The sequence below is a fragment of the Sutterella sp. KLE1602 genome (assembly GCF_001578585.1).
Taxonomy (GTDB): domain Bacteria; phylum Pseudomonadota; class Gammaproteobacteria; order Burkholderiales; family Burkholderiaceae_F; genus Sutterella; species Sutterella wadsworthensis_A.
In genome coordinates this window covers 6,474-27,989 of sequence record NZ_KQ968570.1, presented here as the reverse complement: position 1 = coordinate 27,989, position 21,516 = coordinate 6,474, and the positions used below count along the sequence as shown (strand labels likewise).

The 21,516-nt window shown below is 62.3% G+C and carries 15 protein-coding genes and 3 tRNA genes; 6 read left to right on the top strand and 12 right to left on the bottom strand.

Annotated features, from left to right (window positions below; genetic code table 11):
* Positions 1-86: 86 nt before the first annotated feature.
* The 3 genes from moaA to HMPREF3036_RS09870 form a co-directional block, all read right to left on the bottom strand.
* Complete coding sequence (gene moaA / locus HMPREF3036_RS09880; protein WP_062334124.1) at positions 87-1,193, bottom strand: GTP 3',8-cyclase MoaA; 1,107 nt, start codon at positions 1,191-1,193, stop codon at positions 87-89.
* 56 nt (positions 1,194-1,249) lie between these two features.
* Positions 1,250-2,200 (bottom strand): ribosome small subunit-dependent GTPase A, encoded by a 951-nt coding sequence (gene rsgA, locus HMPREF3036_RS09875; protein ID WP_062334121.1) that lies wholly within the window; start codon positions 2,198-2,200, stop codon positions 1,250-1,252.
* Positions 2,201-2,263: 63 nt separating this feature from the next.
* Entirely contained in the window at positions 2,264-3,616 is a 1,353-nt protein-coding gene (locus tag HMPREF3036_RS09870) for a M48 family metalloprotease (protein ID WP_062334118.1), read from the bottom strand.
* A 131-nt stretch (positions 3,617-3,747) separates the two neighbouring features.
* On the opposite strand from HMPREF3036_RS09870, the gene orn reads away from it, so the two are divergent.
* Positions 3,748-4,317, top strand: coding sequence for an oligoribonuclease (orn, locus tag HMPREF3036_RS09865; protein WP_005433445.1), 570 nt, complete (start codon positions 3,748-3,750; stop codon positions 4,315-4,317).
* A 346-nt stretch (positions 4,318-4,663) separates the two neighbouring features.
* On the top strand, positions 4,664-5,461 hold the full coding sequence (locus HMPREF3036_RS09860; protein ID WP_005433439.1) for an FAD-binding oxidoreductase: 798 nt from the start codon (positions 4,664-4,666) through the stop codon (positions 5,459-5,461).
* 609 nt (positions 5,462-6,070) lie between these two features.
* Here HMPREF3036_RS09860 and dcuC read toward each other — a convergent pair.
* The 5 genes from dcuC to HMPREF3036_RS09835 form a co-directional block, all read right to left on the bottom strand.
* On the bottom strand, positions 6,071-7,336 hold the full coding sequence (dcuC, locus tag HMPREF3036_RS09855; protein ID WP_062334115.1) for a C4-dicarboxylate transporter DcuC: 1,266 nt from the start codon (positions 7,334-7,336) through the stop codon (positions 6,071-6,073).
* A gap of 237 nt (positions 7,337-7,573) precedes the next feature.
* Positions 7,574-8,866 (bottom strand): AI-2E family transporter, encoded by a 1,293-nt coding sequence (locus HMPREF3036_RS09850; protein WP_062334112.1) that lies wholly within the window; start codon positions 8,864-8,866, stop codon positions 7,574-7,576.
* Positions 8,867-8,886: 20 nt separating this feature from the next.
* On the bottom strand, positions 8,887-9,831 hold the full coding sequence (locus HMPREF3036_RS09845) for a LysR substrate-binding domain-containing protein (RefSeq protein ID WP_062334109.1): 945 nt from the start codon (positions 9,829-9,831) through the stop codon (positions 8,887-8,889).
* Positions 9,832-9,899: 68 nt separating this feature from the next.
* Complete coding sequence (gene recG / locus HMPREF3036_RS09840) at positions 9,900-11,993, bottom strand: ATP-dependent DNA helicase RecG (protein ID WP_062334107.1); 2,094 nt, start codon at positions 11,991-11,993, stop codon at positions 9,900-9,902.
* A gap of 23 nt (positions 11,994-12,016) precedes the next feature.
* Positions 12,017-12,397, bottom strand: coding sequence for a Rid family detoxifying hydrolase (locus HMPREF3036_RS09835; protein WP_062334105.1), 381 nt, complete (start codon positions 12,395-12,397; stop codon positions 12,017-12,019).
* Positions 12,398-13,234: 837 nt separating this feature from the next.
* On the opposite strand from HMPREF3036_RS09835, the gene HMPREF3036_RS09830 reads away from it, so the two are divergent.
* From HMPREF3036_RS09830 to HMPREF3036_RS09815, 4 genes are all read left to right on the top strand, one after another.
* Positions 13,235-15,220 (top strand): fumarate reductase flavoprotein subunit, encoded by a 1,986-nt coding sequence (locus tag HMPREF3036_RS09830; RefSeq protein WP_005433419.1) that lies wholly within the window; start codon positions 13,235-13,237, stop codon positions 15,218-15,220.
* Between the two features lie 20 nt (positions 15,221-15,240).
* Complete coding sequence (locus HMPREF3036_RS09825) at positions 15,241-16,056, top strand: fumarate reductase iron-sulfur subunit (protein WP_005433417.1); 816 nt, start codon at positions 15,241-15,243, stop codon at positions 16,054-16,056.
* Between the two features lie 187 nt (positions 16,057-16,243).
* Positions 16,244-17,641: an aspartate ammonia-lyase gene (locus HMPREF3036_RS09820; protein ID WP_005433413.1), complete on the top strand. Its 1,398-nt coding sequence runs from the start codon at positions 16,244-16,246 to the stop codon at positions 17,639-17,641.
* Positions 17,642-17,811: 170 nt separating this feature from the next.
* The gene (locus tag HMPREF3036_RS09815) at positions 17,812-19,137 is read left to right on the top strand and encodes an anaerobic C4-dicarboxylate transporter (RefSeq protein WP_197457979.1); all 1,326 of its coding nucleotides are present in this window, start codon (positions 17,812-17,814) and stop codon (positions 19,135-19,137) included.
* Positions 19,138-19,308: 171 nt separating this feature from the next.
* Here HMPREF3036_RS09815 and HMPREF3036_RS09810 read toward each other — a convergent pair whose 3' ends face one another.
* The 4 genes from HMPREF3036_RS09810 to HMPREF3036_RS09795 all read right to left on the bottom strand — a co-directional run bounded on the left by HMPREF3036_RS09810 (position 19,309) and on the right by HMPREF3036_RS09795 (position 21,480).
* Positions 19,309-20,925 carry a carboxylesterase/lipase family protein gene (locus HMPREF3036_RS09810; protein WP_062334212.1) on the bottom strand — a complete coding sequence of 539 codons (1,617 nt, stop codon included), beginning with the start codon at positions 20,923-20,925 and terminating at the stop codon, positions 19,309-19,311.
* A 222-nt stretch (positions 20,926-21,147) separates the two neighbouring features.
* Positions 21,148-21,235: transfer RNA gene (locus HMPREF3036_RS09805), tRNA-Leu, on the bottom strand.
* Positions 21,236-21,323: 88 nt separating this feature from the next.
* A tRNA-Gly gene (locus HMPREF3036_RS09800) sits at positions 21,324-21,399 on the bottom strand.
* 7 nt (positions 21,400-21,406) lie between these two features.
* Positions 21,407-21,480, bottom strand: a tRNA-Cys gene (locus tag HMPREF3036_RS09795).
* Positions 21,481-21,516: the final 36 nt, after the last annotated feature.

Genomic DNA, 21,516 nt, shown 5'->3' with positions numbered 1-21,516 from the left:
GGTATTCAAGTATACGGACGCGAACGCCTTCTGTCCCACTGAACGGGAGAAAAGGTGAAGGACTAAGGCAAGATGCCTAGGCGAAACTACCCGCCGATGTAGCTCATTTCGATCTTCGCGCGCTCGGGCGCGAGACCGAGCGAACGGAGCTCGGAGTAGTGGTTGTCGCGGACGGACCAGATTCGGCCGAGCGCTTGCTCGATCTCGAAGTCGGTGGCGCCGCCGCGGAGCATCGTGCGGATGTCGTAGCCCTCGGTCGCGAAGAGGCAGAGGTAGAGGCGCCCGTCCATGCTCAGGCGCGCGCGGGAGCATTCGTCGCAGAAGGCCTGGGTGACGGAGGAGATGCAGCCGAATTCGCCAGCGCCGTCCAGATAGCGCCAGCGGGAGGCGGTTTCACCCGGATAGTTGGCGCCGACGGGCTCGACGGGCCACTTTGCGCGGATCATCCCGACCACCTCCGCGGAGGGAACGACGTCGGTCATGCGCCAGCCGTTGGAGGTGCCCACGTCCATGTACTCGATGAAGCGGGGGATGATGCCCGTGTGGCGGAAGTGTTCGCAGATGCGGACGATTTCGGACTCGTTCACGCCGCGCTTGACGACGGTGTTGATCTTGACGCGAAAGCCCATGTCGGCCGCAAGCCTGATGTTGTCGAGCACTTTGGCGGCGGGAAAGCCCACGTCGTTGAAGCCCTGGAAGATGCCTTCGTCGAGCGCGTCGAGGCTGATCGTGACGCGGTCGAGGCCCGCGTCGCGCAGGGCCTGCGCCTTCTTGTGAAGGATGGAGGCGTTCGTCGTGAGCGCGATGTCGATGTCGCGGCCGTCGGGCGTCCTGAGCCTGCGCAGTTCTGCGACAAGTTCCTCGAGGCCCTTTCTGAGCAGGGGCTCGCCGCCCGTGAGGCGCAACTTCTCGACGCCGTTGGCGACCACGATGCGCGCGATGCGCAGGATTTCCTCGAAGGTGAGGAGCTCGGTGTGGGCGAGAAAGGCGTGGGGATTGCTGAACTTCTCCTTGGGCATGCAGTAGCGGCAGCGGAAGTTGCAGTGGTCGGTCACCGAGATGCGCAGGTCCCTCAGGGGGCGTCCGCGGGTGTCGGTCCAGTGGCCTACCGAGCGTCGCACGGCGCCTGTCTGCGGAATCGGAAGACTGCGCACGGGGGCGGGATTCGTAGCGATGGGAATGACCTCGGCCATGACGGTGGACCTCTGTGGAACGTTTCTGCGGGAGTCGTTTCGGGGAAATTGAATGATTATAGAGGCAGCGTGTCGGCGTGGACTGCGAGCGACCTGTAGAAGGCGTAGCGCGCCTCGTCGACCTCGCCCGCCTCGACGGCGGCCTTGACGCCGCAGCCGGGCTCCTCGAGGTGCCGGCAGTTGAAGAAACGGCAGCCCGAGACGTGCGCTGCGATGTCGGGCATGGCGCGCAGGATGTCGTTGAGCGAGAGGTGTGCGAGGCCGAACTCCTGGAAGCCCGGGGTGTCGATGACGCTGCCTTGCCAGTCGTCGTCCTTGGCGTCGTACCAGCGGGCGGCGGTGGTCGTCTGCTTGCCGAGGTTGAGGGCCACGGAGAATTCGCGCGTGGCGGCCTGGGCGTGCGGGACGAGAAGGTTGAGGATCGTGGACTTGCCCATGCCCGACTGGCCGACGAGGAGCGAGGCTCGGCCTTCGAGACGCTCGATGAGGCGGGCGCGGGTCGCCTCGGGCTCGCCCGTGGCGGAGACCGTGATGACGTCGTGGCCGATCGACTCGAGAAGGCGTACGGCGGCCGCAGCCTCCTCGGCGCCTTCGGCAAGTTCGGCCTTGTTGCGGATGACGAGCGCGGGGATGCCTGCCTGATGGGCGGCGAGAAGCGCCCTCCAGATGAACCAGGGGTTGAAGGTCGGGCGGGACGCGAAGACGATGCAGACGAGGTCGATGTTGGCGGCGAGCGACTTGATGCGCCATTCGTCGGAGCGGTAGAGAAGGTTTCGGCGCTCTCGGATCGACTCGATGGCGGAGACGCCCGAGACCGGTTCGGTGCACTCGACGACGTCGCCCACAACGACGTCGCCCTTCTTGCCGCGGCGGTGGGCTTCAAGCACGGCGCCGTCCTCCGTCGTCACGAAGTAGTGGCGGCCGTGGCCTGCGGTGACGCGGCCTGTGATGAGGGGGCCGGCAGCTTCGGCGGTCGGACGGTGCTTGCGGGACGGAGTTTTGGCCATGGGACAGTAGCTGAGGTTCGTGAGCGGACGTGAGCCGCGAAGAAAGGTTGCTGGTGAGGTAGTTTAGTCCGCTTCGGGCGCTCGGGGCTCGGCGGGCTTCGGAAAGAGGTGCTCGAGCCGGCCGCCGGGCGCCGACAGGCGCTTGAGGCGCTGCAGGTTCGCAACGCGCATGCCGGGGTGCGGACGCTTGTAGTGAAAGAGCGAATAGACGAGGGACGGCGAGAGAGATGTCGTCGTGTCCTTGTGCAGCTTCACGAGGGCGCTGATCATCGGGTCGAGTCCCGCGATGCGCGCGGCGTGCAGGTCCGCGTCGTACTGCATGAGGCGTGCGGCGAGGTTGAGCAGGGGCGAGAGCGGGTAGAGAAGCATGGGGAAGACGACGAGCGCGACCGCGCAGACGCTGCCCGCATGGGTGCCGGGCATGTCGAGCGTGAGCATCGGCGAATAGTTGAAACCCTCGAAGAACTGGACGTGCGTGGCGCCCCAGCCCGCGAGCCAGCAGAAGATGTAGGAGACGGCGACGTTGATGAGGAGGCGGAGCACGCCGTGGAAGTGGCGCACGTGTGCGGCCTCGTGGGCGGCGAGCGCGACGATCTCGTCCTTCCTGAGCAGGTGCGCGACGTGCGCGAAGACGATGACGCGGCGCCTGAGGCCCCAGCCCGAGAGCACGATGTTGGAGTGGTCCCAGGAGGCGGGGCGGGTCATGACGACCATTTCGGTCATGGTGATGCCCTGACGGTGCAGGCTCTCCCGAACGGCCTCGCGGGTTTCGGCGTTCGCATAGGGGCGGCTCCGGCGCTTCCAGAAGACGCCGTAGACGCTCGAGAGCTTCCAGCGCCAGAGGAGATAGACGAGCCAGACGCCCCATGCGAGCTTCCACCAGTCGCCGCCCGCGTATTCGAAGATAGTGAGAAGCGCGGCGGAGACGGGCATGAAGACGAGCCAGCCCCAGAGGGCCTCTGAAAGGGTGCGCGAGAGCCAGCGCATGCGCGGCTCGCGCATGTAGCCGTAGCGTTCCTTGACGCGGTAGCGGGCCCACCATCCGAAGGGAAGCTCGATGAGGAGCATGAGGAGGACGATCAGGCTGATGAGGACCCAGTCGGCGGTAATGCCCGGACCCATGATCGTCTCGATGACGGCCGTGAAGACGTTGAGGCCGTTGCCGAACGTCATGAAGAGCGCGAAGCCCGCGCCTACCACGGTGAGCAGAAGGTTCGCTTGGGCGAGTTCGCCCGTGTAGTCCGCCGCCTTTCGAATGCCCGCGAGCGTGAGCTTTTTCTCGAAGCCCTCGGGCACGCGTCCGCACGACTTCTCGGCCGCGCGGGTCTGCAGGATCGTGACCGCGCACTCGAGCGTCACGTATAGCGCAAGGATGCTGACGAAGGTGTGCTCGATGAAGGTGGCGTGCAGGGACATGGGACGGACTGCGCGGACGGGCGTGATGAAAGGGACGATAATCCTATATTATGGCGGATCGGCGCCCCCGCAGGAAAGACGCGGGGGGCGGAGCGCCTCTGCTCGAACCTCTTTTGGACAAACGACTACCCATGACGAACGACATTGAACGAGATCCCGCGTATTCGGACGACAACCTGATCTGGATCGACATGGAGATGACCGGGCTTCAGCCCGAGGTGAATCGCGTGATCGAGGTCGCGGCGATCATCACCGACAAGAATCTGAACATCCTGCACAAGGGCCCCGTGGTTGCCGTGCATCAGAGCGACGAGGTCCTCGACGGCATGGACGCCTGGAACACCGACACGCACACCCGCTCCGGACTCGTGGCCCGCGTGAAGGAAAGCACGATCGACGAGGCCGAGTGCGAGAAGATCTTCCTCGAGACCTTCCGCCGCTTCGTGCCGCAGGGCAAGAGCCCGATGTGCGGCAACACGATCGGCCAGGACCGCCGCTTCATGGCGCGCTGGCTCCCGAACCTCGAGGAGTACTTCCACTACCGCTACCTCGACGTCTCGACCCTCAAGGAGCTCACCCGCCGCTGGGCTCCCGAAAAGACGCGCAACATCCAGAAGGCCACGAAGCACCAGGCCCTCTCCGACATCGAGGAAAGCATCGAGGAGCTTCAGTACTACCGCCGCGAGATCCTGAAGATCTGACGGACGGACCTCATCTGAATTGACGAAGACGGCTGTCTCCCTTGCGGGGGACGGCCGTTTTTCTTTGATTTTTTCATTTCAAACGCTGCGCAGGGAGGACTTCCCGAGTGCAGTGTCTGCGCACGAAAGGGGTTGATAAGGGTTGATTTCTATACCGAAAAGGGTAGTGGATCTGTAAGGGGTAGTCTGGTTTATCTAAAAGATCAACAAAAGTCGATGCGAAAGGATTAGGTGGTAGTAGTTAGGGGTATGCTTTAAACAACAGGACGCCGAGACCGGGCGTCAGCTGAAAGCCATTTGCAAAGCGCTCGAAACGCCTGCGCAAGAATTAAAAAGGAGAAGCATCATGTTCGGATTTTTCGAAAAGAAGGAAGCCCACGTTGATGAAGTCAAGGCCCCGGCCTTCGTCGAATGGAAGGGCTGGCGCAAGTTCAAGGTGATGAACCGCAAGCAAGAATGCGTCGACACGACCACCTTCACGCTGATGCCCGCCGACGAGCAGCCGCTTCCCGCCTTCCGCGCCGGCCAGGGCGTGGCGCTTCGCCTCGAGGGTTTTGAGCCGCGCGCCTACACGCTTTGCAGCACGCCCGACGAAGGCTGCTACCGCATCACCATCAAGGTGCTCGACAACGACCGCGGCGCCCTTTCCGCCCAGCTCGCCCAGTGCCTGCACGTCGGCGACGAGATCGAGGTTTCCGAACCCGCTGGCGGCTTCGTTCTTGACGACCGTGAAACTCCCGTCGTGATGATCGCCGAAGGCATCGGCATCACCCCGATGGTCGCGATGCTCTCCGAGATCGCCACCGACCACCCGCTGCGCCGCGTGCATCTCATCTACTCCACGAAGAACGGCGAGCACTTCCCGCTTCAGGAGGAGACGAAGAACCTCATCAAGCTTATTCCCGACAGCGGCATGGCCGTGGGCTACACCGAACCGCGCTTTGACGAACACGTCGGCCAGGACTACCAGTTCACGGGCAAGCTGATGCCCGCCACGCTGCGTCACGCCTGCATGGACGCCGAAAGCGACGTCTATCTCTGCGGCTCCGAAATCTTCGTCGAGTACGTGCGCAACATCATCCTGCAGTACCGCACGATTCCCGCCGATCACATCCACACCCAGGTGTTCGTGCGCACCCGCTGATCTGAACGGAATTGATAATCCCCTCCCAATCGATTGGAAGGGGATTCTGGGGGGGCGTACCCCCCCATTCTAGTCCCTACCCAATTCGGGCAGTAGCGGGCTGCATCAAACAGCCCTCATCGGTTTCGTCTAGCTTTTTCAAGCTTCTGAAAGCGGACGGAACGTTTGACCGTCGGATTCCTGCTTGGTCATGACGTTCATGAAGGAGTCGTGCAGATGCTTGATCTCCTCGCACGAATTTCCTTCACGAGTCTCGTAAGTTCCTCGCCGTGATGATCACGTTGGGAGGAGCTGCGGCGATGAGCGCAAGGAAGCGGGGGCGGCGAGAGAGGTGTTCCGGTTGCAGTCGTCTGCCGTGCCGAGGATCCCACGGGAAGGTGAAGGATGGGCAGGCGCGGACACGCAGGAAGGTCCTTCGCAGTCTCTGGGGGCGGGAGCGGGAGGAGATGAGGTGCGTGGAGCAGGGGGCTGCGGGTCGGGCGGGCGGCGCTGCAGGACGAGAGGCGAGAGACGGGGAGAAAGAGGGAAATGAAAAGGGCCGCACCTTTCGGAACGGCCCTTCTTGTCTCTGTCATGAAGCTCTCGGAGAGGACTTCAGGCTCTGATGAATTAGACCATCAGGAGAGCGCAGGCGACGACAGCGACGATACACGGAACGGCGGTGCGCTTGATGACTTCGATCGGGGAGACCATGGCGATACCGGACACGAGAATCGTCACGCCGGCGAGCGGGGACATCGTGCGGCCGAGAGCGCCGGTCAGGAAGGCGAGACCGCCAAGACCCGGGATGGTCATGCCGAAGGATTCGGCGTGCGGGGTCACAGCTTCGTTGAAGGCCTGGGTGGCAGCGTCGCCGGAACCGGTGATGACGCCCATGATCCACGGACCGAGGGAGCCGCCCCAACGGGCGAATTCGTTGGAGTCCTTAAGGGCGGCGACGGCGGTGTCAATGAGACCCGTGGCGCGGAGACCGGCGGCGAACACGCCGGCGGCGATGATGATGCCCATCACGTCGGCATAGCCCTTGCCCATGCCGCTGAAGAATTCCTTCGTGAGCTGCTGCGGGTTGGCGCGGGCGATGACGAGAGCGGCGATGGCGCCGATCAGCATGGCCTGGGCAACGCCCATCTTGATGGCCGGAAGGCAGGTGTTGCCGAGCACGAGGATGGCAATGGGCACGAACGGAACGATGGCCTTGAGCGGGGACGGAACGAAGTCCATCTTCTGGAGCTTGGATTCGTCGACCTGGGCGTTCTTGTCACCCTTGTGGTCGCCGAGGATGAAGGCGACGAGAGCAATGCCGACGATGAGGATGGCGCCGCACATCAGGGAGAACGTGGAGTGATAGGCGATGAAGTCCATTTCAGACATCTTGGCCATGTTGGCGACGAAGACGTTGTGGGACGTGCCCGGAGATAGGTACGAACCGATCGTGCCGCCGAGAACGGCAGCAGCGGCGGCGGCCGGTTTGATGCCGGCGCGGAGCATCACCGGAATGAGCGTCGAGCCGACGGCGGCAGCGCAGCCGGCGGCAGACGGAATGGCGATGTTGATGAAGAACGTGATCGTCGTGCAGACCGGCAGCAGGAAGATGCCGAGGCCGCGGATCGGGGAGGCGAGGTAGTGAACGAGAGAACGGTCACACTGCGTGTAGGAAGCCACGAAGGCAAAGCCCATCGAGCCGCAGATTGCCATGATGAGGGACTTGTTCGTCATGGACTTGCCCATGGCGTCAAGACCGTACATCGGGTCAAGACTAATGCAGCAGAGGAAGAGACCGGCGGCAAGAAGCACCAGTCGCGTTTCATAGCGCTTGATCAGGGCCCAGACCGTAACGAGCGTCACGGCAATGGCGACCCAGCTTTGTATCGACATAAGAAACTCCAAATCCTTTGGTTGTTGAGTGTTTTTATGGGTAGGGCCGCTCTGTAACAGACTCCGCCTGAGGGCGGTCCTCCGAATACAGTTGCTAGTATGCCCTACTGTCAAGGATCGCGCCTGAAGGTTTTTACGTACTGCTTCAGGCAAAAAGGAGCTTCAAAAGGGCCTGATCGGGTCCTAAAAAAGGAGGTTGCAGTTCTGCAACCTCTTGATACGCAACACTTTCTGTAGTTATTCGGAGGTGTTTTCCTGATCAGATGGATTATCTAGGGAATTTCCCTTGGCTTGAGTGCTTTCGCGTTTCTCCCGCTTGATCGGACGTCTGCTTCTGCGGGGACGGTCGGGATCAAGCTTCGCGGCGAGGATCGGATTCTTGAGCCATGCCTGAAGCATGGAGAGGCCGACGGCGAGCAGGATCGGGCCGAGGATGAGGCCGAGGAAGCCGAAGGCGATCACGCCGCCGAAGACGCCCAGGAAGATGAGGGCGAGGGGCAGTGAGGAGCCGCGCGCGATGAGGATCGGCTTGAGGAAGTTGTCCACGCTCGAGACGGCGAGGAGCCCCCAGAGGACGAGGAAGACGGCCATGCCCGTTTCGCCCTGCGAGTAGAGCCAGATGGCGGACGGGCCCCAGACGAGGGGAGGTCCGATCGGGACGATCGAGAGGACGAAGACGAGTGTGCAGAGCATGAGGATGCCAGGCACGCCTGCGATCCAGAAGCCGATGCCTGCGACGACGGCCTGGCCGAGCGCGGTGCCCACGAGGCCGAAGACGACGGAACGGGTCGTGTTGACGAGGATCTTCGTGAGTTCGTTCGAGAGGTCGCCCGAGACGCGCTTCATCAGGGCCTGCACGCGGTCGGCGAACCAGGCGCCGTCGCGGTAGAAGAAGAACACGATGAAGGTGACGAGGGCGAGCTGCAGGAGGATGTTGCTCACGTTGACGGCTGCATTGAGAAGCGCGGCCGAGAGCGGCTCGAGGAGCTTCTGCATGGTGGTCGAGAGCGACGCGGGGTCGATCGCGAAGAGCAGCTGGTCGTGAAGCCAAGGGCCGATGCCCGGAATCTCGGAGATGGCGGGCGGAATCGTGAAGCCGCTGGCGATCCATTCGCGGATGACGGAGATGCCCTTGGGGATCTGCTGTGCGAGCGCGATGAGCAGGAAGCTCGACGGGATCAGCACGCCGATGATGAGCAGGAAGACCATCAGGAGCGCGGGCAGCGTCGTGGAGCCGCCCGCCGACGAACGGGCGCTCGCGAAGAGCGGCCATGTGACGACGGCGAGAATCGCCGCGATGACGATCGCTGTGAGGAACGGCTCGATGATGAAGTAGCAGCCGATCGAGACGGCCACGGCAAGTACGACGCGGATGAGCAGGTCGACGCGCTCGCTGAAGCTGAGCATGGAACGCAGCGTCTGCGGGCCGCGGTTGCGTTCGGCGGCGGGCGACTGGGCGTGGGGCTCAGGCTGGGCCGCCTGCGCGGACGGACCGGGCTCCGCGCCCGTTCGGGTGTCGGGTTGGGTCATGATGGCCTCGGCGGTGCGGCTCAGTCGGCGACGGGCGGCTCGTCAAGATAGAAGCAGCCGTTGAGCGTGGTGCTCTTGACCGCCTGGGCGAGCGTCTCGATCGCGCTCATGCGCGTGAAGCTCTTGCGCCAGACCATGATGACGCGGCGCGAGGGCGACGGGCTCTTGAACGGGATCGTCTTGATGCTGTTGACGTTCGAGCGCAGATAGGGCACGCAGGAGGCGGGCAGCACGGTAATGCCGAGCCCCTGGGCGACCATGTGGCAGATCGTCTGCAGCGAGGAGCCCTCGACCGTGCGCTGGACGTCGGCGATGCCGATGTTGGCGCGCACGAGGTCCGGGCAGATGCCGATGATCTGGTCGCGGAAGCAGTGGCCGGCGCCGAGCAGAAGCATCGTCTGGTCGCGCAGTTCCTGCGGACCGATGTAGTTGCGGTTGACCCACGGATGGTGGGACGGAACGGCGACGACGAAGCTTTCCTGATAGAGGGCCTGGGTCATGAAGCCCGTGTCGGAGATCGTGTCGGCCATGATGGCGACGTCGATGGCGCCCGTGCGCAGCTGGGAGATGAGCTCGGTGGTGTACGTCTCCTCAAGGTAGACGGGCATCTTCGGGGCGAGCGTGGAGAGCTTCACGATGAGCTCGGGCATGAGGTACGGGGCGACCGTGTAGATCATGCCGAGGCGGATCGGGCCGGCGAGCGGATCCTGACCGCGCTTGGCGATCTCGGAGATGAGACGGCTTTCCTCGAGCACCTTCTGGGCCTGCTCGATGATGGCGGCGCCCACGGGCGTGATCGAGATGTCGGGCGTGCGGCGCTCGAAGATCGAGACGCCGAGCTCTTCCTCGAGCTTCTTGATGGCGACGGAAAGGGAGGGCTGACTCACGAAGCAGGATTCGGCGGCGCGGCCGAAGTGCCTTTCACGGGCCACCGCGATGACGTACTTGAGTTCGGTGAGAGTCATGATCAGGGATCCTTGTTTGTGGATTGTGTGAATATGTTAGTGCGGTTGCGGGACGTTTCGCAAAGGGCTCATGCGGCTAGGAATTCGCCAGCCGTCTTGAACCAGCGGGCCGCGTGCCTGAGGGCCGCATCCCTGTCCTTTTCGAGCCAGGCATCGGCCGTGCGGCGTGCGGCGGCAAGGAGCGCCTCGTCGCGATCGAGATCCGCAAAGCGTAGGAGCGGCGTGCCCGACTGGCGTTCGCCGAGGAATTCTCCGGGGCCGCGCATCTCGAGGTCGCGCCTCGCGATCTCGAAGCCGTCGGTCGTGTCCCTGATCGCCTTGAGGCGCTCCCATCCCGCGGGCGAGATGTCCTCGCCGAAAAGCAGGATGCAGGCGCTCTGGGCGGCGCCGCGGCCGACGCGGCCGCGAAGCTGGTGGAGTTGCGCGAGGCCGAAGCGCTCTGCGTGCTCGATCACCATCAGGGTTGCATTGGGAACGTCGACGCCCACCTCGATGACGGTGGTGGCGACGAGAATCTGGGTGAGGCCCGAGACGAAGTCCTGCATGACGGCATCCTTCTCGGCAGCGGGCATCGCACCGTGCACGAGGCCGACGGTGAGGTCGGGCAGGCGCTGCTGAAGGTCGTCGCGGCAGACGGTCGCGGGTGTGAGGTCGAGCTTGTCGCTTTCCTCGATGAGCGGACAGACCCAGTAGACCTGGCGGCCCTGCGCAACGACGCTCCTCACGACGGAAAGCACGTCGTCCTTGCGGGAGGTCTTCACGGTCTTGGTGACGACGGGCGTGCGGCCGGGCGGCAGCTCGTCGATGACCGAGACGTCGAGGTCCGCGAGGTAGCTCATGGCGAGCGTGCGCGGAATCGGGGTCGCGGAGAGCATCAGGAGGTGAGGGACGAGGGCGGACTCTGGGCGGGTGCGCAGCGCAAGTCGCTGGGCAACGCCGAAGCGGTGCTGCTCGTCGACGATCGCAAGCCCGAGGTTCGCGAATTTGACGCCTTCCTGAATGAGGGCGTGGGTGCCGATGACGATGCGTGCTTCGCCTGAGGCGACGGCCTCGAGCGCGGCATTCTTCTCCGCGGTCTTGAGGCGGCCCGTGAGCCAGGCGGTGCGGATGCCCAGAGGCTCGAGCCAGGCGGCGATCTTCCTGAAGTGCTGCTCGGCGAGGATCTCGGTGGGCGCCATGAGGGAGGCCTGATGACCCGAGGCCACGGCGCGCAGGGCGGCGAGCGCAGCTACGACGGTCTTGCCGCTGCCGACGTCGCCCTGAACGAGGCGGTGCATGGGACGGTTCGCGGCCAGATCGGCGAGGATCTCGTCCGTGACGCGGCGCTGGGCGTTCGTGAGGTTGAAGGGAAGCTGCGCAAGGAAGCAGCCGACCAGTTCGGCGTCGTCGCCCGCGAGCGGCGGGGCGGTGCGCTGAAAGGCCACGGCGCGCGATTCGCGCAGCGTGATCTGCTGGGCGAGGAGTTCGTCGAAGATGAGCCTGCGCCAGGCGGGGGCGGAGCGCTCCTGCAGACCGATGACGTCGGCGCCCGAGGGCGGCGTGTGGATGTAGGAGAGTGCTTCGCGAAGGCCGGGAAGGCCGAACTTCGTCCTGACCGCCTCGGGCACGAGGTCCGTGAGGTCCAGATCGAGCAGTGCGCGGTCGATGCGTTTGCGAAGCCATCGCTGCTGGATGCCTTCGCCTGCGGGGTAGACGGGCGTGAGCGCCTTGGGCAGTTCGGTCTCGGCAGCCTTGCCGGACTTGATGCGCGGATGCACCATCTCGAGCCCGCCGTAGTAGCCCTCGCGCGGCTCGCCGTAGAGGCGCACGGTGCTGCCGACGGCAAGCTGCTTCTGGATGGACGGGAAGTAGTGGAGGAAGCGGATCGTGATGCTGCCCGTCGAATCCTCGACGACGGCCTGAAGCTGCTGACCGCGGCCCGTGCGCACGAAGCGCTGGTCTGCGACGCGGCCCTCGATCTGGGCGTGCGTGTTCACGGCGAGCGAGCCGATGGGTGTGACGCTCGTCTCGTCCTCATAGCGAAGCGGGAGGTGAAGCGCAAAGTCCCAGTCGCGCACGAGCCCGAGCTTCTCGAGCCTGACGTCAAGGGGCGCGAGCTTCTCCTGACGGATGACGCCCGAGGCGCGCTCCTGCTGTTTCGGGGCGGCGGCCATGTTCTGCATATATACAAAGAGGGGGGATTGCCTTACGGCCTCGTCACCACGGCCTCGATCTCGACGCGGGCGGCCTTGGGAAGTGCGGCGACCGCGAAGCAGGAGCGGGCGGGATAGGGCTCGGACATGACTTCGGTCATCACCTTGTTGACCACGGCGAACTCGTTGATGTCTGCAAGGAAGATCGTCATCTTGACGGTGTTGCCGAGCGTGGTGCCCGCTGCGGCACAGATCGCCTCGAGATTGGCGAAGGCCTGTCGAGCCTGAGCCTCGACGCCCTCGGCAAGTGCGCCCGTTGCGGGCACTAGACCAAGCTGGCCCGACGTGAAGAGGAAGCCCTCGGCGAGCGTCGCCTGACTGTAGGCGCCGATGGCGGCGGGGGCGTTGTCGGTGTGGACGGGATTGACGGGCATGGTGGGTATCCTCCGAAGTCGGTGCGCGCATGTCGGGCGCGTTGCGGCGAAATCCGCTGAATGCCTATATTCTATCGGAAAATTTTGCACGATAGGGGGTGATTCTATCGGATTTGTTAAGGAACACTATAAAGCCTATGAGGAGGAAAAGTGAGTATAAATACGCAGAATTCCCTAGGCGAGACGGCCTACAACGAGATTAACATTTAAGGCATTTTAGGGGTTAACGTGTATTACTTGAGTGGTAGTACCTTGGGATAGGTTGGCGCGCAGTCCTAGGTAGGAGCCCGTTCGGGGGGCGCCGGAGGGCGGATCGGGCGAATGCTTGGGGAATCAGGAGAAGCGGGGCGATCAGAGATTTGAGGACCCTTGACTGAATCGTAAGAAAAAAAACAGAAACCTAGGGTTACCCCGAATGTTTCTGAGGTGGTAGTAGTAATAAACTGCGCGTGACTTAAGAAAAGCCGCCTTGGGTGTTTTGCCTAGTTCGAAAGAATCGATGCTGACACGGGTGACCGTAGAAATACGTAGCTTTTCGAGAAGGCAGATCGTAAAGATTGGGCAAAGTTTGACGCAGACGTCATCCTCCCGACTTTCCCGCTACCCGATTTCGGCAAAGCTGATATAAGGAATGCGGAGAAAGAAAGCGTTACTTTCTTGCTTCAAAGTCCGCCTCTTGAACGACTGCCGCAAGGTCGTGAAGAGGCCAGTTCAACTGAGTCGCACCAGGAGAACGGCGATTCAGGTGAATTGACGGAATCTGACCCCGTGCCGGGCAGGGCGGAACCCCAGTTTCGCTCTCGGCACATCGTCTTTGGATCTAGGAGACCATTGGAAATGAAAATTATCTACACCGACGTGCTCGTGATCGGTGGCGGTCTTGCCGGTCTGCGTATGGCCGTTGCTGCCAAGCGCCGTGGGCATGACTCGATCGTCCTGTCGCTGGTTCCGCCGAAGCGCAGCCATTCCAAGGCTGCTCAGGGCGGCATGCAGGCTTCGCTCGGCAACGTCATCAAGGGCGTCGGCGACAACGAAGACGTCCACTTCGGCGACACGGTCCGCGGCTCCGACTGGGGTGCTGACCAGGAAGTCGTCCGCATGTTCGTGAACACCTCCCCGAAGGCCGTGCGTGAGCTCGCTGCCTGGGGTGTGCCCTGGAGCCGCATCACCCCGGGTGATCGCCAGGTCATCATCAATGGTGAAAAGGTCACCATTACCGAACGCAAGGAAGCTGCCGGCCTCGTCGCCCAGCGTGACTTCGGCGGCACGAAGAAGTGGCGTACCTGCTACGTGTCCGACTGTACCGGTCACTCCATGCTCAACGCCGTTTCCGACCGCATCATCGCCGAACAGGTCCCGGTCATCGAACGCGTTGAAGCCCTCTCTCTGATTCACGACGGCAAGCGCTGCTACGGCGCCATCGTTCGCTGCCTCATCACGGGCGAACTCATGGCCTACGTGTCCAAGGCTACGGCCATCGCCACGGGCGGTGCCGGCCGTATCTATCGCGTGACGACGAACGCCGTCATCTGCGAAGGCACCGGCTACGACCTCGCTCTCGAAACGGGCGTCGCCTCCCTCGGCAACATGGAAGCCATCCAGTTCCACCCGACCGGCATCTTCCCCGCCGGCATTCTCGTCACGGAAGGTTGCCGTGGTGACGGCGGTCTGCTCCGCGACGTCGACGGCCACCGCTTCATGCCGGACGTCGAACCGGAAAAGAAGGAACTCGCCTCCCGCGACGTGGTTTCCCGCCGCATGGAAGAACGCATTGCCCAGGGCAAGGGTGTGAAGAGCCGCTTTGGCGAACACATCTGGCTCGACATCACGCTTCTTGGCGAACACCACATCAAGCACAAGCTGCGTGAAGTCTACGAAATCTGCCATTACTTCCTCGGCGTTGACCCGACGAAGGAATGGGTGCCCGTCCGTCCGGCCCAGCACTACACCATGGGTGGCGTGCGTACGAAGCCGACCGGCGAATCCCCGACGCTCAAGGGCCTCTTCGCTGCCGGCGAAGCCGCCTGCTGGGACATGCACGGCTTCAACCGCCTCGGCGGCAACTCCGTTGCTGAAACCGTCGTGGCCGGCATGATCGTCGGTGAATTCATCGCCGACTTCTGCGACAAGGCTGAAAACGGCATCGACATCCCGACGTCCCTCATCTACGGCGCTCTCGCCAAGGAAGAGGCTCGCCTGAAGTCCTTCATGAACAATGGCGGCTCTGAAAACGCCTATGAAATCCGCACCCGCATGCAGGAAATCATGACGACGAAGATCGGCATCTTCCGCAAGGGCGCTGACATGGAATCCGCCGTCGCTGAACTTGAAGAGCTCTACAAGCGCTCCTTCAAGGTGTCCGTCAAGGACGTGGTCGGCCCGAACCCCGAGCTCATCTACGCCTACCGTACCCAGAAGATGCTCCGCGTGGCCCTCTCCGTGGCCTACGGCGCTCTCAACCGCAAGGAATCCCGCGGCGCTCACTACCGCGAAGACTTCCCGGTTCGTAACGACATCGAATGGCTCAACCGTACGATCGCTACGTGGAAGGAAGGCGACACGCTGCCGACCCTCAACTACGAAAAGCTTGATATCAGCAAGATGGAACTTCCCCCGGGCTTCCGCGGCTACGGTGTGAAGAACTACATCGAAAATCCGGAATCGGCCAAGCGCCAGGCTGAAGTTGACGCTATCCGCGCCAAGATGGAAGCCGCCGGTGCCGACCGCTTCGCTATTCAGGACGCCCTCATGCCCTACCAGGATCTGCTGCCGAAGCGCCTCAAGGGCAAGAACGAACGCGTTGATGAACCGCTGAAAGACTAATTTTGGAGATTGACGTCAAAATGGCTGATATTCAACAGACCACCAACAAGCAGCACCGCATGCTCAAGATCAGCATCCTGCGCTTCAACCCGCAGGATCCTGAGAGCGTGCCGCACATGCAGACCTATGAGCTGGAAGAATCCGACTCGATGACGCTGTTCATTGCTCTCAATGAACTTCGCGACACCCAGGATCCGACGCTCCAGTTCGACTTCGTCTGCCGCGCCGGCATCTGCGGTTCCTGCGCCATGATGATCAACGGCAAGCCGGGTCTCGCCTGCCGTACGCTGACGCGTGACCTTCCGACGGAATTCACGCTCGCCCCGCTTCCCGCCTTCGAACTTATCGGCGACCTCTCGGTCAACACCGGCAAGTGGATGCGCAACATGTCCGAACGCATGGAAACGTGGGTTCACATGAAGGAAGAGGAAGTCGACCTTCGCAAGAAGGAAGTCCCGATGGACCCGCAGCTCGCCGAAGACATCTACGTTCTCGACCGCTGCGTGGAATGCGGCTGCTGTATCGCCGGTTGCGGTACGGTTCGCATCCGCCCGGACTTCGTCGGCGGCGTTGGCATCAACAAGATCGCCCGCTTCCGTCTCGACCCGCGCGACACGCGTAACGACGCCGACTACTACGATATCGTCGGTGACGAATCCGGCGTGTTCGGCTGCATGTCCCTCCTTGCCTGCCATGACTTCTGCCCGAAGGAACTTCCCCTGAAGACGCAGATCGCCTTCATCCGCCGCAAGATGGCTGAACAGGGCATGCGTGGTTACGACAAGGTTCTGCCGACCCAGAAAAAGGCTATTCCCATTAAGCCGGCTAGGCAGTAAAATGTAGGTCGTGAGAGGTGATCTTTTGGTTTGAGATCATTTGATCACCTCTTGCGGTTTCGACCCGTTTCCCGGGATCAGCGTTCAGGACCAAACATAACGCCCCGCGGGAAACACAAACGGTGAGGATCACCGGCAGAGAATTCTCTCTGTCTGGTCCGACCCGAATATTTGAGGAGCAAATAAAATGTCTCGTATTGAAAGCGACTTCCTTGGCGAACTCGAGATTCCGGATGAAGCCTACTACGGCGTCCAGACGATGCGTGGTAAGCACAACTTCAACATCACCGAAATGCCGATGTCCCAGGAACCGTTCTTCGCCATCGCCTACGGCTATGTGAAGAAGGCCTCCGTGATGACGAACAAGGAACTTGGCTGCATCCCGGCCGACGTCGCTGACGCCCTGATCTGGGCCTGCGATCAGATCATCGCTGGCAAGTACAACGACCAGTTCGTCACCGATTGGCTCCAGGGTGGCGCTGGCACGTCCACGAACATGAACTGCAACGAAGTGCTCTGCAACCTCGCTTGCGAACACCTCGGCCTCCCGAAGGGCGACAAGAAGGTCTCCCCGAACGACCACGCCAACTTCGGTCAGTCCACGAACGACTCCTACCCGACGGCCTTCCACCTGTCCCTGATCCTTCGCTCCAACGTCCTTCTCAAGGCTGTTGAAGACCTCGTCGCTTCCTTCTACAAGAAGGCTGAAGAAACCAAGGACGTTCTCAAGATGGGCCGTACCCACCTTCAGGACGCCGTTCCGATGTCCTTCGGTCAGGAATTCCACGGCTGGGGCTTCACCATCGCCGACGAAATCAAGACGATCAAGGAAGCTCAGGAACACCTCAAGGTTGTCAACCTCGGCGCTACCGCCATCGGCACGACCGTGACGACGCATCCGGAGTTCCCGGCCAAGGCTGTCAAGCACCTCGCTGAAATCACCGGCATCGACTTCCGCAACAGCGAAGACCTCATCGCTGCTACGTCCGACTGCGGCTCCTACGTTGCTCTCTCTTCCGCTGTGAAGAGCCTCGCCGTCAAGCTCACGAAGGTCTGCAACGACCTCCGTCTCCTCGCTTCCGGTCCGCGTACGGGTCTCTCCGAGCTCATCCTTCCGCAGCTCCAGCCGGGTTCCTCCATCATGCCGGGCAAGGTCAACCCCGTGATCCCGGAAGTCACCAACCAGGCTGCCTTCCTCGCCATTGGTCTCGACACGACGGTCATGCTCGCCTCTTCCGCCGGCCAGCTCGAACTGAACGTCATGGAACCGGTCATTACGTTCGCCCTCTACATGCAGATGAAGGTCATGACGAATGCCTGCAACCATCTGCGTGAAAAGTGCATCGACGGTATCGTCGTGAACGCCGAACACTGCAAGGATCTCGTCATGGGTTCCCTCGGCATCATCACGATCCTGAAGCCGCACTTCGGCTACAAGCCCTGCGCCAACATCGCTCGTGAAGGCTTCCTCACCGGCAAGTCCCTCCACCAGCTCGTTGTCGAAGAAAAGCAGATGCTTACCCAGGAACAGTGGGACAAGGTCTTCACGTACGAAAACCTCATCAACCCGAAGTTCGAAAAGTAAGAGAATAAAGTCTGGATCCAGGCCGCTCTGAAAAAGGGTGGTCCCGGACAAAAAAAACGAAGCACTCCGGTTTGGGCTCCTGCCCAAGCCGGATTGCTTCGATTAACCAACCAAAGAAAAGAGAGGATTCAAAAGCGGCTCCCGCCGTTTTTGAAGCTAATATGGACTTCATCACCCTTCTCCAGTTCGTGGTCGTTCTCGCCGCGATCTTCCTCGGTGTCCGCCTTGGCGGCATCGGCATTGGCTACGTCGGCGGCGCCGGCGTTCTCGTCCTCGGCCTTGGCTTCGGCATGAAGCCGGGTAATGTGCCCTGGGACGTGATTCTCATCATCGCTTCCGTGATTGCCGCTATTGCTGCCATGCAGCTCGCCGGCGGTCTCGACTACCTCGTTCGCATCGCTGAACGCGTCCTCCGTCGCAACCCGAAGCAGATCAACTATCTCGCTCCGGTCGTGACCTATGTGCTTACGCTCTTCGCCGGCACGGGCCACACCGCCTTCTCGATGATCCCGGTTATCGTTGAAGTCGCCAAGGAACAGAACATCCGTCCGGCTGTTCCGCTTTCCATCGCTGTGGTTGCCTCCCAGATCGCCATTACGGCCTCCCCGGTTTCCGCCGCTGTGATCTACATGTCCGGCGTGCTTGAAAAGTTCGGCTGGTCCTACCCCGCCCTGCTCGGCATCTGGATCGTCACGACGTTCGCCGGCTGCATGCTTACGGCCTTCATCATGACGCTCATCTCCAACATGGACCTGAGCTCTGACCCGGTCTACAAGGAACGCCTTGCAAAGGGTCTCGTCAAGGCCCCGAACGCTGCTGAAAAGAAGGAACTCCCGGCCGGCGCCAAGACGTCCGTCCTTATCTTCCTCCTCGGCGTTCTCTGCGTTGTCTTCTACGCCTCCGCCATCTCCCCGGCTGTTGGCCTGATCTCCCCGGTCGTTGTGCCGCGTGACGCCGCTATCTGGTGCTTCATGTTCATCATCGCCACGCTGATCTCCTTCTGCTGCAAGATCGACATCAACAAGATCGGTCAGTCTTCCGTCTTCCAGTCCGGCATGATCGCCTGCATCTGCGTGTTCGGCGTGGCTTGGCTCGGTGACACGTTCGTTTCCGGCCACTCCGCTGAAATCAAGGCCATGGCTGCTGACTCCGTTGCCCAGTATCCGGCTCTCCTCGCTGTGGTGTTCTTCATTGCCGCCATGCTCCTGTACTCCCAGGCTGCTACGGCCAAGGCCATCACCCCGGCCATCGTCGCCGCTCTCGGCATCACCGCTGCCAACCCGGGCGACTCCTACATGCTGGTCGCTTCCTTCGCCGCTGTGTCCGCCCTGTTCGTTCTCCCGACGTACCCGACCCTCCTCGGCGCCGTCCAGATGGACTACACGGGTTCCACCCGCATCGGCAAGTGGGTCTTCAACCACTCCTTCTTCATCCCGGGCGTCATCGCCATCGTCATTTCCGTCGCTCTCGGCTTCGTTGCCTGCAGCCTCTTCTAATGACTTCGGGATCTGCCGCTCAGCTTGCCTGATCGGCTGACAAAGAAAACACGGGCTCCAATCCTTCGGGATCGGGGCCCGTTTTTCATGGGCGGTTCGTCCGTTCCAAAAACAAGGCCCCGCTGCGCACAATGTCGCAGCGGGGCCTTGCCGTCAGATGAGTCCGACTGCTCAGCGGGCGGGATTGGCGAGGCGCTCAAACGCCCAGGGATCGCTCACGAGGGACGGGGTCCTCGTGAAGGAGAGGGCCCTGCGGGTGCGGAATTCGAATTCGGGCCAGTGAGCCTTCTGCGTCTTCGCGAACTCAACCCACGAGGAATGCATGGCGTAGGCGAGGGACCTCGGAGCGTCGGCACCGTTCGACTTGAGGGAGCGGGGCGCATCGAGGTTGTCGAAGACGAACGGAACGTCGTTCGAGTGGGCGGCTCCGATGGGAACGCCGCTCTTTCCTTCGACGGGACTCTCCCAGTCAAAGCTGTAGGCCCAGACCGTCGCGCCGCCCCTGCGCAGGGATTCCATGAGCCGCACGCACGGCATGCGGAAGATGATGTCGCTCTGGATCTGGGCGAATATGTCGCCCGGCGTCGAGCCCCTGCCTGCACGGCGGTAGGCTTCGGGCAGATCGGCGGAAAGCCCGGCGTTGACGCAGAGCGCCTTCACCGCAGCTTCGTTCACCTTGGCGATGAGGCCGTTGGGAACGATGTAGTGTCTCCACTCGGAACGGGTGGAACCGCTGATCACGGCGAGACCCTCGCACGCGCCGGCAGCGATGGCGTCCACGGGACGCACCGGCATGAAGTCGTCGCCCACGTATGCCTTGAAGAGCGCGATGTTGCCGTTGGTGCTCCGGGCCCATGCGGCGTTCTTCGCGAGCCTGCCCGCAAGCGATCCGAAGGCCGCAAGGCTTTCATTGGGTATCTTCAGCATGGCTTCGCGGGTGGGTTCGCAGCCGATGGCGTCGCAGACGAGCTTTGCGGCTTCCTCGGCCTGGGCAGCATCCCGCCACTGTGCGACGGCTGACGGACTCTGGATGACGGCACCTGCCAGCAGTCCCTTCGTGTACGGAGAGGCGATCACGTCGACGAGGTGGGTGCCGCCCGCCGACTGGCCGAAGGCCGTGATCTTGTCGGGGTCTCCGCCGAAGGCCGCGATGTTGGCCTTGACCCATCGCAGGCCTTCGAGAATATCGCGGTTGCCGTTGCCTGAGTCTCCGCCCCTGAGCTTGAGGAAGCCGTCGACGTTCACGCGGTAGGCGAGGGTGACGAGCACGACGCCGTCACGGGCGAAGTTCGTGCCGTCGAAACGTTCGTCGTTCTGGGCACAGCTGATCGATCCGCCGCCCGGCACCCAGACCATGACGGGAAGGTTCTCACCCGCCTTCGGCGCCCAGATGTTCAGGCAGAGCGGACCGTCGCCGCCCACCATCTTCTTCTCGACATTCTTGTCGGGATTGGGCTGGAGCGGAATGCTGCCGTGCTTCAGGCAGTCCATGACGCCCTCGTGCGCGCCGTAGGGTTCGGGTTTCAGGTAGCGGCGCACGGGCTCGTAAGGATTTTTGATGAAGGGAATGCCGAGCCAGCGGCGCACGCCCGTGCCATCAAGCACGCAGCCCCTGTAGGCACCCGTCGGCGCCACGGCGGTCACGTGGGCGGACGCACCTTCGGGGAGCGTCGCAACGGTTCCGGCGGGTTCGGACTTAGGGGCGGCAGCACAGCCCGTCAGAAGGGCGGGGGCGATCGTGACGGAGCCCGCAGTTGCGGCGGCTCCGATGAGTTGTCTTCTTTGCATGGTCTTGGATCTCATGAGGAGCGGCGAGGGGAGGAGCCTGACGCCGTCCGGTCGTTGATGGTTTCCGTCCATTTTAGAAATGTGCGCCTGTTCAGACGGGCCTAATCATTGCAGGCTTGCGCGCGGGCAAGTTACGCGCGTAAGCCGAACAATTCAGATGTCGGGACGGGCGGATCAACAAGAAAAAAGGCCCCGCGGGTGTCCGCGGGGCCTGATGTCTGATGGTGCCGGAAACGGGGGTCGAACCCGTACGCAATTTTGTTGCGGCGGATTTTAAGTCCGCTACGTCTACCAATTCCGTCATTCCGGCACCGAAGCCGATGCTTCGGACGCTCTCTGGATTTTCGGAGCGTACATACGAAAAAAGGAAGCCTGCCGCTTCCTTTTCTCTTGAATTCTGGAGCGGGAGACGAGTCTCGAACTCGCGACCTCAACCTTGGCAAGGTTGCGCTCTACCAACTGAGCTACTCCCGCAGATGTCTGGAGGCGCGAGGCGGAATCGAACCGCCGTGAACGGATTTGCAATCCGGTGCATAGCCACTTTGCTATCGCGCCATCCTGGAGCGGGAGACGAGTCTCGAACTCGCGACC